Annotated in this window: 9 protein-coding genes and 1 pseudogene; 1 reads left to right on the top strand and 9 read right to left on the bottom strand. The window is 62.4% G+C overall.

All coding sequences use genetic code 11. The features are described 5' to 3' along the window. Window positions 1-38: 38 nt before the first annotated feature. From ADN01_RS09985 to dnaK, 3 genes are all read right to left on the bottom strand, one after another. The gene (locus tag ADN01_RS09985) at window positions 39-1,394 is read right to left on the bottom strand and encodes a hypothetical protein (protein WP_062419824.1); all 1,356 of its coding nucleotides are present in this window, start codon (window positions 1,392-1,394) and stop codon (window positions 39-41) included. Between the two features lie 154 nt (window positions 1,395-1,548). Next, window positions 1,549-2,826 carry an NBR1-Ig-like domain-containing protein gene (locus ADN01_RS09980; RefSeq protein ID WP_062419825.1) on the bottom strand — a complete coding sequence of 426 codons (1,278 nt, stop codon included), beginning with the start codon at window positions 2,824-2,826 and terminating at the stop codon, window positions 1,549-1,551. Window positions 2,827-3,185: 359 nt separating this feature from the next. Beyond that, window positions 3,186-5,036 carry a molecular chaperone DnaK gene (dnaK, locus tag ADN01_RS09975; RefSeq protein ID WP_062419826.1) on the bottom strand — a complete coding sequence of 617 codons (1,851 nt, stop codon included), beginning with the start codon at window positions 5,034-5,036 and terminating at the stop codon, window positions 3,186-3,188. A 170-nt stretch (window positions 5,037-5,206) separates the two neighbouring features. On the opposite strand from dnaK, the gene ADN01_RS09970 reads away from it, so the two are divergent. After that, window positions 5,207-6,538, top strand: a complete 1,332-nt coding sequence (locus ADN01_RS09970; RefSeq protein WP_160318406.1) for an NfeD family protein — start codon at window positions 5,207-5,209, stop codon at window positions 6,536-6,538. Here the strand turns inward: ADN01_RS09970 and xylB are convergent. The 6 genes and pseudogenes from xylB to ADN01_RS19630 form a co-directional block, all read right to left on the bottom strand. Beyond that, window positions 6,535-8,043, bottom strand: coding sequence for a xylulokinase (gene xylB / locus ADN01_RS09965; RefSeq protein WP_062419828.1), 1,509 nt, complete (start codon window positions 8,041-8,043; stop codon window positions 6,535-6,537). The two genes, ADN01_RS09970 and xylB, sit on opposite strands and share 4 nt — an antisense overlap. Before the next feature lie 77 nt (window positions 8,044-8,120). After that, window positions 8,121-8,648, bottom strand: a complete 528-nt coding sequence (locus tag ADN01_RS09960; protein WP_062419829.1) for a DUF2179 domain-containing protein — start codon at window positions 8,646-8,648, stop codon at window positions 8,121-8,123. Window positions 8,649-8,668: 20 nt separating this feature from the next. After that, a complete protein-coding gene (glgP, locus tag ADN01_RS09955; protein WP_062419830.1) occupies window positions 8,669-10,843 on the bottom strand; it encodes an alpha-glucan family phosphorylase in 2,175 nt (724 codons plus the stop codon). 169 nt (window positions 10,844-11,012) lie between these two features. Continuing rightward, window positions 11,013-11,486 carry a hypothetical protein gene (locus ADN01_RS09950; protein WP_062419831.1) on the bottom strand — a complete coding sequence of 158 codons (474 nt, stop codon included), beginning with the start codon at window positions 11,484-11,486 and terminating at the stop codon, window positions 11,013-11,015. 27 nt (window positions 11,487-11,513) lie between these two features. Further along, the gene (locus ADN01_RS09945; RefSeq protein ID WP_062419832.1) at window positions 11,514-13,535 is read right to left on the bottom strand and encodes a hypothetical protein; all 2,022 of its coding nucleotides are present in this window, start codon (window positions 13,533-13,535) and stop codon (window positions 11,514-11,516) included. A 34-nt stretch (window positions 13,536-13,569) separates the two neighbouring features. Further along, window positions 13,570-15,442 (bottom strand): annotated as a pseudogene (locus ADN01_RS19630) (hypothetical protein); the annotation flags it as partial.

Genomic DNA, 15,442 nt, shown 5'->3' with positions numbered 1-15,442 from the left:
CGGGCAGCCCTTTGGATTCACCGGTTGGATGGTGTCGATTAATCGGTGGAGTTGTTCCAGAACCAGTTGTAGGCGTAATAGCCCAGCGAGCTGTCGGCACGAATGGCGATGCGGCTGCTGCCTTTCAGCCCGTCGGGGATGGTGAAGGTCTGTTCAAAGGCCCCGCCCGTGCCCGAATTGAAGCTGGCAACCACCACGCCGCCCGCCGCCAGCGTGCCGTACGCACCCATGCGCACGGTGAAATCCGTGTCCGCCGGGAAATTGTTGGTCGTCACGGTGACGGTGTCATCCTTCACCACCGCCTTGATGGAGAAGGTGGGGATGCCCGTGTAGCTGGAACCGCTGCCGCTGCTGGAGCCGCCGCTGGTGGTGTTGTTCCAGAACCAGTTGTAGGCATAAAAGCCCTCAGCCGCCTCCAGGCGGATGGCGATGCGCGTGCGGCCCTTGAGCGAATCGGGGATGGTGTAGGTCTCCTCAAAGACCCCGCCCGCCCCCGAATTGGTGGTGGCCACGACCACGCCGCCCACACCCAGGGTGCCGTATTCGCCCATGCGCACCTTGAATTCATAGCCCGCCGGGAAATTATTGGTGCGGATCTTCACGGTGTCATCCGCGGCCACTTCTTGAATGGAGAAGGTGGGGATGCCCGTATAGCTGGAGCCGCTGCCGCCGCTGGAGCCGCCGCTGGTGGTGTTATTCCAGAACCAGTTGTAGGCATAGTACCCGGCGGTGCTGTCCATGCGGATGGCGATGCGCTGATCGCCCTTGAGCGAATCGGGGATGGTGTAGGTCTCTTCAAAAGCCCCGCCCGCGCCCGAATTGGTGGTGGCAACCACCACACCGCCCACACCCAGGGTGCCGTACACGCCCATGCGCACGGTGAAGGTTTGATCCTTGGGGAAATTATTGGTGCGGATCTTTACCGTGTCATCAGTCGCCACTTCCAGGATGGAGAAGGTGGGGATGCCGGTGTAGCTGGAACCCGAACCGGGGGTCGGGGCTGCATCCGTGTTGTTCACGAACCAGTTATAGCTGTAGTAGCCGTCCGGGCTGTCCATGCGAATGGCGATGCGGTAATCGCCCTTGAGAGAATCGGGAATGGTGTAGGTCTCCTGAAAAGCGCCGCCCGCGCCCGAATTGGTGGTGGCGACCACCACGCCGCCAATGGCCAGCGTGCCGTATTTCCCCATGCGCACGGTGAAAATCTGTCCGGCGGGGAAATTGGCGGTCTGAATCTTCACACTGGCGTCTTCAACCACTTCCAGGATGGAAAAGGTGGGGATGGTGTAGGCCGCGATCGGCTGAGGATTGGGGAGCAAAACCCCCAACACCACCGCCAGAGCCACCAATCCCTGAATGAGCTTAAAACTGCTTTTGCTAAAAATGGAAAACATTTGGCCCTCCTTAGGTCTCGCACAAACCCTTTCAGGTTTGTTCACCGGCAGCCCACCCACCGCAGCGGGCTGATCCGCAGCTTGCCTTGCTAACTTTTGAACCCTGCGCGGCGCCCTGACCCAGGGGCAAGAGCGCCGCGCTATTTTGATACGATTAAGGCTTGAACACCACCGGAACCAGCCAGAACACACGGTCATCCTTGGAAGAGCCGTTGTTGTTCACCCGCAGATAGAGTTCAATGCGCTTGCCCGCAAATTCCGACAGGTCAATATCAATCGTGGTCCAGTCGCCGTCGTATTCTTCATCCCACGACCCCAGGTTTTTAGTGGAGGTCTCGCCCTCCAGCGCGTAGCTCACCCGGAAGGTCACGTCGCAGTCAGTGGCTTCGTTCATGCAGCCCACGGTCGTGCGGAAGTGATCACCGTCGCGGATCTTCAGGGCGGGGAAGCGCCCCACAATGTAGCCGCTGTCGCCCGAATTGGGGGCTACAATGATGGCCATTTCATCTTCCTGATAGCCGTCTTCCAGCTTGGGGGTCTTGGAACGCCGCACCGAGCCGGTGGAGGTGTTATCCCCATCGCTGGGGCAGGAGATCTGGCCCTTGCTGGTGCGCCAGATGGCCTGGCAGTAGTTATAGGCAAAATCGCGCGGGTGGTCGCTGTCCCAGCTCCCGGGGTCGGTGTCGCCGACTTCAATCTTGACCCAGAAGGGGTTGTTGGCGTTGGCGCCCAGCCCAAAGAGCACCCCGTTGGAGCTGCGCAGTTTCCAGTTGCCTGTGTATGAGCCGCTGGAGGAAGGCGCCTTCAGCGAAACCGACAGATCCACCGAGTCGCCGGGGCGGATGGTGGCGGGCAGCTTCTGCGAAGCCGGGCCGCTCATGGCGTTGCCGCTGTCAAAGACCAGATCAAATTCGTTGGTCCAGTTGCAGCTGCCCGAATTCTTCAGCCGCCAGGTCTTGGTGAAGGACTGGTTGGCCTGCATCTTGGTGCCGTCGGGGATGGTCACATCCGAGATGAACTGCGCCCGGTAACAGGGCACGGCAATGGTGTTGGTGGCGATGGGCGTCGGCGTCCAGGGGACCGCGGTCAGGGTCGGCACCGCCGTCGAGGTGGGGGCCAGAGTCTGAGTGGGCGGCAGGGTCTGCGAAGGCGCCAGGGTCATGCTGGGAATGGAGGTGGGGGTGGCCGTGAAGCCGCCGCTGGGGGCTTCCCCTGCGTCGGGCGTGGTCTGTGCCACGCGGGTCAGCTCCTGCACCAAAGAGTCAAAAGCAAACTGCGTCTGCTGGGCAGACACGGTTTGCACCACCGCCGTGTTCATCGCGTTCGGATCCAGGCTGCCGCCGTCGGCGGGCATGCCCGGCAGGTTGCAGGCCGATAGGCTCAGAATCACCACCAGTACCATTAAGAAAGTGGGGGAAATTCGCTTCAACATCACATTCTCCTTTCGAAATGGGCTGCAAGGGCGATCCATTCGCTGGCAGCCGATACCTCATAGACGCTGAAACACCCCGGACAGTTCCCGCGCGATACGTTGATAAATTCTATCTTAATCAAGACCGAAAAAAAAGTCTTGCAAGTATTGTTCCATTTTTATTGTAGCTATTATTTTGGATAGATCAATCAGGGAAAGCGGGTAAAAAGCGATAAAATGCGCATTTTGGGTCAACAATTACCGAAATCTTCAAGAAAACGCCGGAATCACGAAGTCCGGACGCCCCCCTGAGGGAACGCCCGGACCCGTGCGGTGCTTACCGATAAACTGAATTGACGCGCGCCCTGCCGTGCGGCAGCTCAGGCGTCGCGGAATTCTCCGTCCACCACCTCAGGCTCCCCATTCTCCGCTGCGGGCTGATCGGCGGCCGCGGCGGGTTGGTTCTGCAAAGCCCGCTGCAGGGCCTCGCTCAGTTGACGAATGCGGCTCAGGTCGCTGCCGCCAGACGCCTGGCGCAGTTCGTTGATGCGGTTTTGCAGCTCGGTGCGCTGCATCCCCGATACGCCGCCTGCGCCCAAAACCTTCTCGGCCTGATACAGCAGGTTGTCGGCCAGGTTGCGGGCTTCGGCCAGTTCGCGGCGGTGCTGATCTTCGGCGGCGTTGGTCTGCGCCTCGCGCACCATGCGTTCCACCTCGGCGGTACTCAATTGCGTCGAAGCGGTGATGGTCACACGCTGTTCGCGTCCGCTGGCCTGATCGCGCGCCGAAACGTTCAAAATGCCGTTGGCGTCCATATCAAAGGTCACCTCCACCTGCGGCGTGCCGCGCGGGGCGGGTGGGATGCCGTCCAGGCGGAAGCGGCCCAGACTCATGTTGTCGGCGGCCATCGGGCGCTCGCCTTGCAGCACATGCACATCCACAGCCGTCTGGCCGTCTTCGGCGGTGGAGAACACCTGACTCTTGCGGGTGGGGATGGTGGTGTTGCGTTCAATCAAGGGCGTCATTACCCCGCCCAGGGTCTCCAGACCCAGCGACAGGGGGGTCACATCCAGCAGAAGCACATCCTGCACTTCACCGCCCAAAACGCCGCCCTGAATGGCCGCGCCGACCGCCACGACTTCATCCGGGTTAACGCTCTTGTTGGGCTCTTTGCCCACCAAACCCCGCACAAAATCTTGCACCATGGGCATGCGCGTAGAGCCGCCCACCAATACCACTTCGTCAATCTCCGCCGCTTTCAGACCCGCATCGCGCAGCGCGCTTTCCAATGGGGCACGCAGCCGCTCAACTAAATCGCGGGTCAGCTCTTCAAAGCGGGCGCGGTTGAGGCTGATCTGCAAATGGCGCGGGCCGCTGGCATCGGCGGTGATGTAGGGCAGGTTGATCTCGGTCTCCATTACGCTGGAAAGCTCAATCTTAGCCTTCTCGGCCGCCTCGCGCAGGCGCTGCAGGGCCTGACGGTCGGCGCGCAAATCAATGCTTTCGTTCTTTTGGAAGGTGTCGGCCAGCCACTGCACCACGCGCTCATCCCAGTCGTCCCCGCCCAGGTGGGTATCACCGTGGGTGGCTTTGACTTCAAACACACCTTCGCCCACCTCCAAAACGCTGACGTCAAAGGTACCGCCGCCCAGGTCGAACACCAGTATTTTTTCGTTGCGTTTCTTTTCCAACCCATACGCCAGGGCTGAAGCGGTGGGCTCGTTGATGATGCGCAGTACCTCCAGACCGGCAATCCGGCCCGCGTCTTTGGTGGCCTGACGCTGACTGTCGTTAAAATACGCCGGAACGGTGATGACCGCCTGGGTCACCGGCTGGCCCAAATAAGCCTCGGCGTCTGCCTTCAGCTTGGCCAGGATCATGGCCGAAATCTCCTGCGGGGTGTATTCGCGCCGGTTCATGGGGATGGACACGCGCGCATCCCCCGCCGGGCCGCTCACCACGCGGTAAGGCACCATCTGACGCTCTTGCTGCACTTCATCGTAACGGCGGCCCATGAAACGCTTCACCGAGAACACCGTGTTTTCCGGGTTAATCACCGCCTGGCGCTTGGCAGAAAGCCCCACCAGTCGTTCTCCATTTTTGTTAAACGCCACCACCGATGGACACAGCCGCGATCCTTCTGCGGTGGTGATGACCACCGGGTCTCCGCCTTCCATCACGGCTACCACGCTGTTGGTGGTTCCCAGGTCAATACCGATAATTTTTCCCATTGTTCTGCACTCCTTTCGCAAAGAACTTCTCAGGTTTAGCTTACCCGCCCCCCATACGAAGGGTATTAACGATCTATAGGAAATTTGTTAAGCCCGGCCTGCCAGCCCAAGGTGTGACACGGCGCATGGGGTTTGGACAACTTCACGTTATAATGAAAGCGGAGGACGTTATGAAATCACGAATGGCTTCACGGCTGTGGCTGGTCTTCTTCTGCATCTTTTGGGTTCTGAGCGTCATCCCTGCCCAGGCTCAAAGCAGCGCCCCCCAGGCGGTGGTGCTCACTTTCCGCGGGCCCATCACCCCGGTGCTGGTGGAATATCTGGAACGCGGTTTACGCGCCGCAGATGAGCAAAACGCCAGCGTGGTGGTCTTGCAGCTCGACACCCCCGGCGGGGCGATTGACACCATGGAACGCATTGTGCAGACCATCCGCTCCAGCCCCGTGCCGGTGGCCGTGTATGTTTCCCCACGCAACGCCGCCGCCAGCTCAGCCGGTGCGCTGATCACGATGGCGGGGCACGTCGCTGCGATGGCCCCCGAAACGACCATCGGCGCGGCCAGCCCGGTGGGCGGGCAGGGTGAGGATATTGAAGAGACCATGCAGGCCAAGGTGAAGGAATCGCTCAAGGCCTCTGTGCGCGCGCTGACCGCCAACCGCCCGCCCGAAGCCACCCGTCTGGCGGAAGATATGATTGATTCCGCCAAAGCCGTGACTGTGGAAGAAGCCCTGGCCATCGGCCTGGTGGATTACAAAGCCTTCGATGTGCAGGATTTACTGGAGCAGATGGACGGCCGCACGGTGGAGCTAGACAGCGGCAGCGTGACCCTGACCACCGCCGGGGCGCAGCTGGTGGAAATTCGCGCGTCGCTGATCGAAAACGTACTGCAACTGCTGATCAACCCCAATCTGGTGTTTCTGCTGCTTTCCACCGGCATTTGGGCCTTGATGATCGAACTCTCCAGTCCCGGCGGCTGGGTGGCCGGTTTCATCGGCGTGGTGTGCATCCTGCTGGCGGTCTACGGCCTGGGGATTCTGCCGGTCAACTGGTTCGGCATTCTCTTTATCGGCGTGGCCTTTGTGCTCTTCGTGCTGGAGGTGAAAACCCCCACCGTGGGCATGCTCAGCGCCGCGGGGGCCATTTCGCTCATCGCGGGGGCCTTGATCCTCTTTAATTCGGTGCGCATCCCCGGCCTGCCGCGCATTTCGCCTGTGCTGGTGGTGGTCACTTCCATCGTCCTGGCGGCCAGCTTCCTGGCCATCGTCACCTTTGCCCTGCGCGCCCAGCGCACACCGGTACTCACCGGGCGAGAAGCCCTTCCGGGTCAGGTGGGCGTGGTTCGTACGGCGCTGCACCCGGCTGGAACCGTGCAGGTGGCGGGCGAGCTGTGGGCCGCCGAGGTGGAAGAGGGCCAGCCGCACGCCGCCGAAGGGGAGCGTGTGGAAGTGCTGTCCGTCAACGGCTTACGCCTGACAGTGCGCAAAGTGAACCCGCCCAGCTAAGCCGGGCGCGCAAACCCCGCCTGGCGCAATGCCGGATACAGCCGGCAGTAACGCGCATAGGCCTGCGTGTACAACTCGGCCCGCTGCGGGTCAGGCAGCACGGGCTGCCCCAGCGGGGAAACAGCCTGCTGAACTGCCGCGCGCACATCTGCGTACACGCCGCCGCCCACCCCCGCCAACATGGCCGCCCCGCACGCCGTGATTTCCTCCCGCTCGGTGGTGTAAACCGCCTGCCCCAAAATATCCGCCGCCAGCCGCACCCACAGGGGATGGCGCAGCGCGCCCCCCGCCAGCAGCAGCCCTTCCAGCGGCGCGCCCGCCGTGGTGAGCGCCTCTAACCCCTGACGCAGGCTGAACACCACCCCCTCCATCACCGCCCGCGTCAGATGAGCGCGCTGGTGCGATAGGCTCAGCCCCGCGAACAGGCCGCGCACCGATGAATCCAGGTGCGGGGTGCGTTCCCCGGCCAGGTGCGGCAGGAAAAACAGCCCCTCCTGGGCTGCCTCCACCCCCTGAGCAGCCTCCGCCAGGCTGGCGTAATCGCTGCCCGGCCAGAGCTGATCGCGCAGCCAGCGCAGCGAAAGCCCCGCCGAAAGGGTGGCCGCCTGCAAATGCCAGCGGTCGGGCAGGGCGTGGCAGAAGAGGTGTACGGCTTTGCGGTGCGGAGCCTGGCGGGCCGCCGCGCGCGCATCCGCAACCGGCGCAAAGATCTGTCCGCCCGTGCCGATGGTCACCGCCGCCCAGCCTTCATCTAATAACCCCTGACCCACCGCCCGCGCCGCCTGATCGCTGGCCCCAAAGACCACCGGCGTGCCCGCCCGCAGTCCGCAGGCCGCCGCCATAGACGGCCGCAGCCCGGCTGCCGCCCGCGCCGAGAGGTTCACATACGGCAGGTTTTCTTCCCGCAGACCCGCAAGATCCAGCACCGGCTGGCTCCAATAGCGCTCAAAGGGGTCAAACAGCAGCGTGGCCGAAGCGTCGCTGTCCTCAGTACCCAGGTCGCCGCTGAGCTGCCAGCGCAAATAATCCTTGGGGGAAACCAGCCAGCGTGTGCGCCGGGCGGTATCAACCTCGTTTTGGCGCAGCCACAGCCAAGAGACCAACATCATCCCCGCCGCCAGCGGGTTACCTGTCCATTCCGCCAGGGCGTCGGCCCCGGGACTGCGCAGCAGCGCGTACACCTGGGGCTGACTGCGGCTGTCGGCCCATAAAATCGCCGGGCGCAGCACCTCTCCCGTGCCGCTCAGGCACACCAGCGAATGCATCTGGCCGGTCACCCCCACCCCGGCCACCTGCTGCGGCGAGACGCCGCTCTCGGCCACCGCCCGCCGCAGGGCGCGCAGACTGGCCGCCAGCCAGTCCTGGGGGTCCTGTTCCGCCCAGCCGGGCTGCGGGGTGTGCAGGGCAGTTTCTTCGCCCGCCGCCGCCAACAAACGCCCGTCGCGCTGCATGACCACCGCCTTCACGCTCGACGTTCCCAGGTCCAAACCCACCAAAGCGTCCATGCTGCCTCCCGCGGTCAAACCAAAAAGTCCCCAACACCCTTTTCACAGGCATTGGGGACTCCTTTTTTAATCGGGCCTCAGGCCCGCCAGTAGCCGCGCCGGATGGGGCGCACGTCTTCCGCGGTGACAAAGGCTTCCGGGTCGGTTTCCAAAACCACCGTCTCCACGTTATCCTTGTCGCGGCGGGTCACATCCACATGCAGCACAAACACCGTGCCGTTCTTGCCGCGCGCCGGAATTTCGGTGACGGCAAAGCCGCTGGCACGCAGTTTTTCGGTGATGGACGCCCCGCGGGTGGAAGACATGATCGTGAAATGAATGTGTCCCACCGCCAGACGCTCTTCTATGAGCATGCCCACCACGTTGCCCGTGGCGAAACCGCCCGCATAACCCAGCACGTTCAGGAAATTATCCAGGTTCGAAAGCACCGAACTGATGGCGATCACAAAAATGAGGGATTGGAAGAACCCCAGTCCCCAGGCCAGTCCCTTGCGCCCCCGCACCACAAACAGCACGCGGATGGTATCCAAGGACATGTCGCCGATGCGCAGCGCAAAAATCAGCAGCGCACCCAAAAAAGCCTCTGGCGTCAAAATAAACTGCATGGTGTCCTGATCCTTTCCGGCTAATCTTCCGCCGCGTTCGGAGCTTTTTTCACACCCATCGCCGAGAGATACAGCTCGTCCATGTATTCTTTGACCATGCGCTTCATGCTGAACTGCGGAGCCAGGGTACGGATGGATTCTTTCACGCGCACCATCCAATCCCCAGGCAATTTGTCGCTGGAGCGGCGGCTGTAATACAGCGGCACAATCTCGTTCTCCAGCGTGTCATACAGCTCGCGCGCTTCCGCGTCATCCTGCAAATTGGGGTCGCTGTATTCGGTTTCGTCGCCGATGGACCAGCCGTTCATGCCGTTGTAGGCCTCATGCCACCAGCCGTCCAACACCGAGAAGTTCAGCGCGCCGTTCAAGGCCGCCTTCATGCCAGAGGTGCCCGAGGCTTCGTTGGGCCGCCGCGGGGTGTTCAACCACACATCCACACCCTGCACCAGGTAGCGTGCCACGTTCATATCGTAATCTTCCAGAAAAACCAGCCGGCCGGCCGTCTTGGCATTTTTCACCGCGCGGTACACCTGCTGGATGATCAGTTTGCCGGGTTCATCCGCCGGGTGAGCCTTGCCTGCAAAGATGATCTGCACCGGCATGCGCGTGTTGTTGATGATGCGCATCAGTCGGTCGAAATCGCGCAGGATCAAATTGCCACGTTTATAGGTGGCAAAACGGCGGGCAAACCCGATAGTCAGCGAATACGGCTCCAACAAAACGCCGCCCGCCACCACCTGCACGGGGTGACTGCCGCCCTCATGCCAGGCCTTGCGCGCCCGCTCGTTAGCGAACATGATCAGCTTGCGCTTGAGATGCTCGCGCACCGCCCACAGCTGGGCGTCGGGGATGGCTTCTACCTGCGACCAGAAATCCAAGTCGTCGGCGCGCTCGCGCCAATCGCGTCCCAGATACTGCTGGAAGAGCAAACCCATGCGCCGCGCCAGCCAGGTGCCGGTGTGCACGCCGTTGGTGATGTGCGTGATGGGCACATCCGCCTCTTTGCGCTCCGGCCACAGGAACTGCCACATGGCCCGCGAAACCTGACCGTGCAGCTCAGAGACAGCGTTGGCCTGATTGGAAAGGTGCAGGGCCAAAACAGGCATGCTGAAGTTGTCGCCCCAGGATTGGGTGTGGCGCGCCAGATCAATGAACTGGTCGCGAGTCAGGCCCAATTGATCCCACACCTGCACAAAGTACTTATCCACCAGCCACAGGGGGAACTGATCATTACCTGCCGGAACGGGGGTATGGGTGGTGAAGACGTTGCCCTTGCGGATCTCAGCGGCGGCCTGCTCGAAGGTCTTGCCCTGCTGAATCATCTCGCGCAGCCGTTCCAGGGTCAGGAAAGCCGAATGGCCTTCGTTCATGTGCCAGACGTCCGGCTGATAGCCCAACAGACGCAGGGCGCGCACCCCGCCAATGCCCAGCAGGATTTCCTGCGAAATGCGCACCTCGGGGTCGTTGCTGTACAGGCGCGCGGTCAGCTGCCGGTCAGCAGGGGAATTGCTGTCCACATTGGTGTCCAGCAGGTACAGCGGAACCCGCCCCACCTGAATCAGCCACAGGCGCGCCGTCACCGCCCGGTCGGGCAGGTCCACCTGAATGGTCAGGGGCTGATGATCTTCGTCCGTCAGCGGAATGACCGGCATCTGATCAAAATTGAGGATCAGGTTGCGAGTTTCCTGCCAGCCGTCTTCGGTGATGTGCTGGGCAAAATAGCCCTGGTTGTAGATAAAGCCCACGCCCACCAGCGGCAGGCCCAAATCGCTGGCCTCTTTCAGGTGGTCGCCGGAAAGCACCCCCAGGCCGCCTGCGTACACCGGAATGGATTCGTGCAGGCCAAATTCAAAGGAGAAATAGGCGATGGATTTGTGCTTCAGCTTGGGGTATTTCTCGCTGTACCAGGTGTTGGCGCCGCGCAGATAATCATCATAGCGCTGCATGACCTTGTCGTACAGCTCCAAATACCAGCGGTCATTGGTGACCGCGTTCAAGTACGGGCGTTCCACCTGCTGCAAAAAGGCCACCGGGTTGTGCGACACGCCTTCCCACAGATTCTTATCAATGAAGGAGAACAGAATCTGGGAATCGGGGTTCCACACCCACCACAAGTTGTAGGCCAGCTCGCCGAGGCGGCTGATACGGCGGGGGAGCCGAAATTGGTTAGGGATCTCCCTGCGAATTGTTTTCATTTGAATGATACCTCTCTCTAAGGTTGGACAGTCTGAAACCGCCCACAAACCACTGCACAGCAGCAGCTTGACACTGCATTTTATCACAAATTGCCTGGACGAATTGCGGTTGTCCAGGCAAGTGAGTGTACCTCTCGGTTGACGTCAGGGGCGGAATATACCCCGCGGGTCACTTCTTTTTGGGCTTGCGCACAGCGTCAATCATCCAGCGCCCGCCCTCTTGAATGAGGATGAAGGTGCGCCGCACCTCCGCGCCGCCCACCTTGGCCTCCACCTCCACCTGGGCCACCCCCGTGGTGGGGCTGACCGAGGCCGCCTGAATGGAAAAACCTTCCAAGGCCCCGTTGAACTGCAAAAGCTCCAACGCTCCGCCCTTGGTCAGCTTTTGCACGCGGTTCTGGCTGAGATAGCCCTTCATTTGGTCCGGGTTTTCCTGATAAGCGTTCAGGAAAGCCCGCACGGTATCTTCCGCGGCGGGGGCCGTGGGCGCACCCCCTTCAGCTTCACCCGATTGGGGCAGAGAAATGATCAACGGGGTCGGCTGGGCCGAGCCGCCCGCCGGAGCTGTAAGGTCTGGCAAATTACAGCCCGCCAGCAGCAGCACCCCCAGCAGCACCCATCCGCGCTGAATCCAAGTTTTCATAGGAAGCCCTCACAGTTCGCCCTGCCCTCAGGGGGCCGCCGGGCAATCTTTCAAATCATAAAGGCGGCGGAAATCATAGGGGAAGCGGTCGTATTCATACTCCGCCACCAACCGCGCACACGAATTTTCATACGTCTGCTGGATCTCCGGCGTCAGTTGATTCCAATAGGCATAATCGAGATAGGCATAATCAAACCCCGCCGCGCGCAGCACGCCCGGCCGGGGATTTTCCACCAGCTGCGGCCATTCCGGCTTTTCCTGATACCAGGTCAGGTGCGAATTGGTGGGACGCCCCAACACCGTCACCGCCCGCCACGAGCCGGGATCAAACACCACCGCCTCCGGCTCCAGCCGGTTCCAGTAATCCTTGGCCACACGCGCGTCCAGCAGCTGAATGAAGGTGGAATTGATAGGGCGGGTGGCCGAAAGCAGCTCAATGCCAAACAGCACAAAGCCGCCGTAGCAGGCCACAAACAGCACCGAGGCCACCGCCGCCCGCACCCAGGCCTTGCGCCGTTCCATCCACATCCACAGCGCCGCCATGGCAAAGCCGCCGCTGGTGATGCCGATGAGCTGGGCCTGCACGCGGTTGATGGCCGTGGGCCCGGCGTTGCCGGTGTACTGCACCACCAGGGTGAACAGGCTGAGGATGGGCATGACGATCAGCGCGGCCTCGTACCAGCGTTGAGCACGAAAAGCCTTGATGCCCCACAGGATCGCCAGAGGCAGAGTGAAGAGCATCGGCCCAATTTCAAACAGCGCCGTCAGCAGTTGGTAGGGATTGGCCAGCGACAGGAAACCCAGATGACTGGAGAGGAAAGCTGGCGGCCACATAAGCTGGAAGCCAAAGGTGAAATAACCGCCGCCCGTTTCGGCGCCGGACACCTTGCCCACCAAGCCGGAAAACAGACCGCTCCATACCCCGCCCTGCACCGCCGCCGCCGCCAACACCGGCAGCAGCACCAGTCCCCAGCGCCACAGCGAACGCGGCACGCGCCAGGTGCGGTTGAGGGCCATAAACAGCACGGCCACCGCCCCAAAGCCCACCAGCAGCCGCACCAGGCTGGTTTCGGCCACCAGCGCGCGCGCCGCCAGCACCGCCGCCGTCACCACCCCGCCCCGCCAGCCGCGCCAGCGGTTATGGGTCAGGAGGATGAAGGTTCCCAGCACGCCGCTCATGGCCCCCGCGCCGGAGTGATAGGTCCAGATGCTGGGGGCGTTCATCCCGCTGGCATAGGCAAAGGGAAATTCCCACTGCGATCCAGCGTCCACTGACCAGGTGCCCTGCATGGCGGTGAAGAAATCCGGCGCGCTCTGGCCCGCCGAACCGATCATTTGAATGTGATCGGAAAAGCGCCGCAGGATGCCCTCCGGCAGCAGCAGCATCAGCCAGCGCGTGCCGCCGTTAAAAGCCGCAAACACCACCATCATCCACCCCGCCAGGGCGCTGCGCGTGGCCCGCTGCACCCACAGCCCGCCCATCAGCAAGGACAGGGCCAGAGCAAAGGCGCGCACCAGGTCCAGCGCGCTCCACGGGAACAAATCGCCCAGGCGCATCACCTGCGCAGCGAAGAGCAGGGTGTAATAGTGATAGTCAAAGGTCACGTTGGGGTCCAGCGCAAAGCGCGGGGGGATATCCCCAGCCGCCAGCATGGACGTGGTGGGCAGGTTCTGGTAATCATCCAAAATGGCCAGCCCGCGCCCCGCCGAGAACAGCACCAGGGTCATAACCGCCAGCGCCAGCCACTGCAAAGGCAGAATGCGCATGCGGAACAGCCCCGCGACCTCTTTCCAACTGCGCAGCGGCAGCGAAAGCGCCAGCCCCGCTGTCAAAACCAGCCCCGCCGCCAGCCAAAACGCCAGCGGCACGGGCATATAGCGGCCCAACAGGTTAGCCAGCCAGATTTCCAGGGCCACCCCCACCCCCAGGCCCACCAGCACCTCTTCATTATCGCGCAGCCGGAAGGCCCCGCGCACAATCCACACCCCGCCCAGGAAACACATGCCCCCCCAGGCCGCCAGGCTCGCCGCTTCCAGTAAAACGCTCACCGATTCTCCTCCATGCACAGCTTCCTGCCCGACCCTAGGGGCGCGGGCACTCTGGGCCGGGTTCCGGGTTCGGTTTGGGGGTCAGCAGCTGCACCCCCACATCCATAAACGTCTCGACCGGTTCATAGTAGCACAAGACCGGCACCGAAACCCATTTGACCCAGGCGTCATTTTCATTGCCGAACTGGTAGGTCTCCCCCTGATAGTTCACCCACAGCGGTTCGCTCAGGATCAAAGAAAAGCGCTGGCGGGCCAAATCTTCAAAGAAGGCCTCAAAATAATCCTCATTCTCGGCCATAGCTTCATCCATCAGCAGCTTTTTCTCGTACTGCGGCACCAGGGGCACCTGTTCCACCAGGTTAAAGGTCAGCAGTTGGCGCTGATCAATGAAGAGCACCTCGCCTTGCTGGGCAAAATGGCTGACCTTTTGCTGCACCACCGCCAGCACCTCAGCGGCGCGCTCATGCGAGGGTAAATCCATCGGATGCGCCTTGAGCATGCCCTGAGAGGCGGGGTACAGCACCACCGCCAGGGTCAGGGCCGCGGCCCACCAGGGGCGATCCCGCTGCGCCAGCAGCCAGCCGCCCAGGCCCGCCTCCCAGGCCAGCGCCGCCCAAAACAGCAGGCCGATCAGGAGCATATCCAGATTGTGCAGGTTGCTGCCGCCGCCAATTTTGACGCTGATCACCAGCCCCACGCCCAAAAAGGCCAAAAGCACCCCCGCCACTGCCAGTTTTTGCCACACGTCCAAGCGCCAGCCCTGGCGGCGCGCAAACAGCACCAACAGCAGCACCAGCGGGCCGGCGGCCATCAATAGGCCCAGCACAATCCCCGGCGCGTAGGTGGGGTTCGGCCACAGCCGGTTCCACAGCAGCGGCTGGCGCTCTAAAGTGGAGGTGATGCCCTCAATGCTGACCACCCCGCCGCCCCCGCCGGTGCTCACCCCGCGGCTCAGGCTGCGAACCCAGGCCAGCAGTTCCGGCAGCAGATAGCCGCCAAACACGCCCGCCGCGCCCAGGACCCCCGCCCGCACCCAACGGCGCAGCGCGGTGGTGACGCCGGGGATACCCGTGCTGATAAAGGCCACCATCGCCGCCCACATGGCCGGTGCAAACAGCCAGGTGTAGCGGCTGACCCGCGCGTAATACCCCGCCAGGCCCACCAGCAAAACCGCAGCCGCCAGCGGTGCGCGCCAGGCTGCCGCCACCAGGATGGCTGCCAGCACCAGGGGCGAATAAATGGGCCCCTGATTGAGGAACAGATAGGTCCATAAGCCCAAAAATAGCAAAGTCCAACCCCGTGCGCGCCCGGCGTGAAACGCAAACCAACCCAGCAAGATGTAGGGCACGCTGTACACCAGCGCGCTCCACAGCCGCACGCCCAGAATGGACACGGAAGGCAAAATGAAGGGCAGGCCCCACAGGCTCTGCCGCCCGCGGTCAATATAGGCCGGAATGCGTAGATGGGCCGGATAGTTGTAAATATCGCGCCCGTACATCAGCGAATAATCCCACAGGCGGTTGCCCTCCGACCAGGAGAGGCGGAAAGGATACGAAACCACCTCTTGGGCCGCCAAAAGGGCCGCGAAGACGATCCCCAAAGCCACACCGGCGCTCAGCCAGCCCTTCCAGGTGAAAAGGGATGGAGCTTTGCCCGCCGCCAGCCAGGCCATCACCACCAGGGCAAAACCGTAGGCCAACGTGCGGAAATAGGGGCCGTTCAGCACCCCGCTCCATTTGGTGTACAGGAACAGCCAGCACACCGCCGCGCTCACGGCCAGCCCCGCCGCCCACAGCAGCGCCAACGGCAGGCTCGCACGCAAGCGCAGCGCCCATGCCAGCCAGCCCGGCTTCCACAGCAGCACCGCACCCAAAAGGGCTGCCCCCACAGCAAAGGCTGCGCTCACC

Source organism: Levilinea saccharolytica (genome assembly GCF_001306035.1).
Taxonomy (GTDB): Bacteria; Chloroflexota; Anaerolineae; order Anaerolineales; family Anaerolineaceae; genus Levilinea; species Levilinea saccharolytica.
This window is presented reverse-complemented; position numbering and strand designations above follow the sequence as displayed.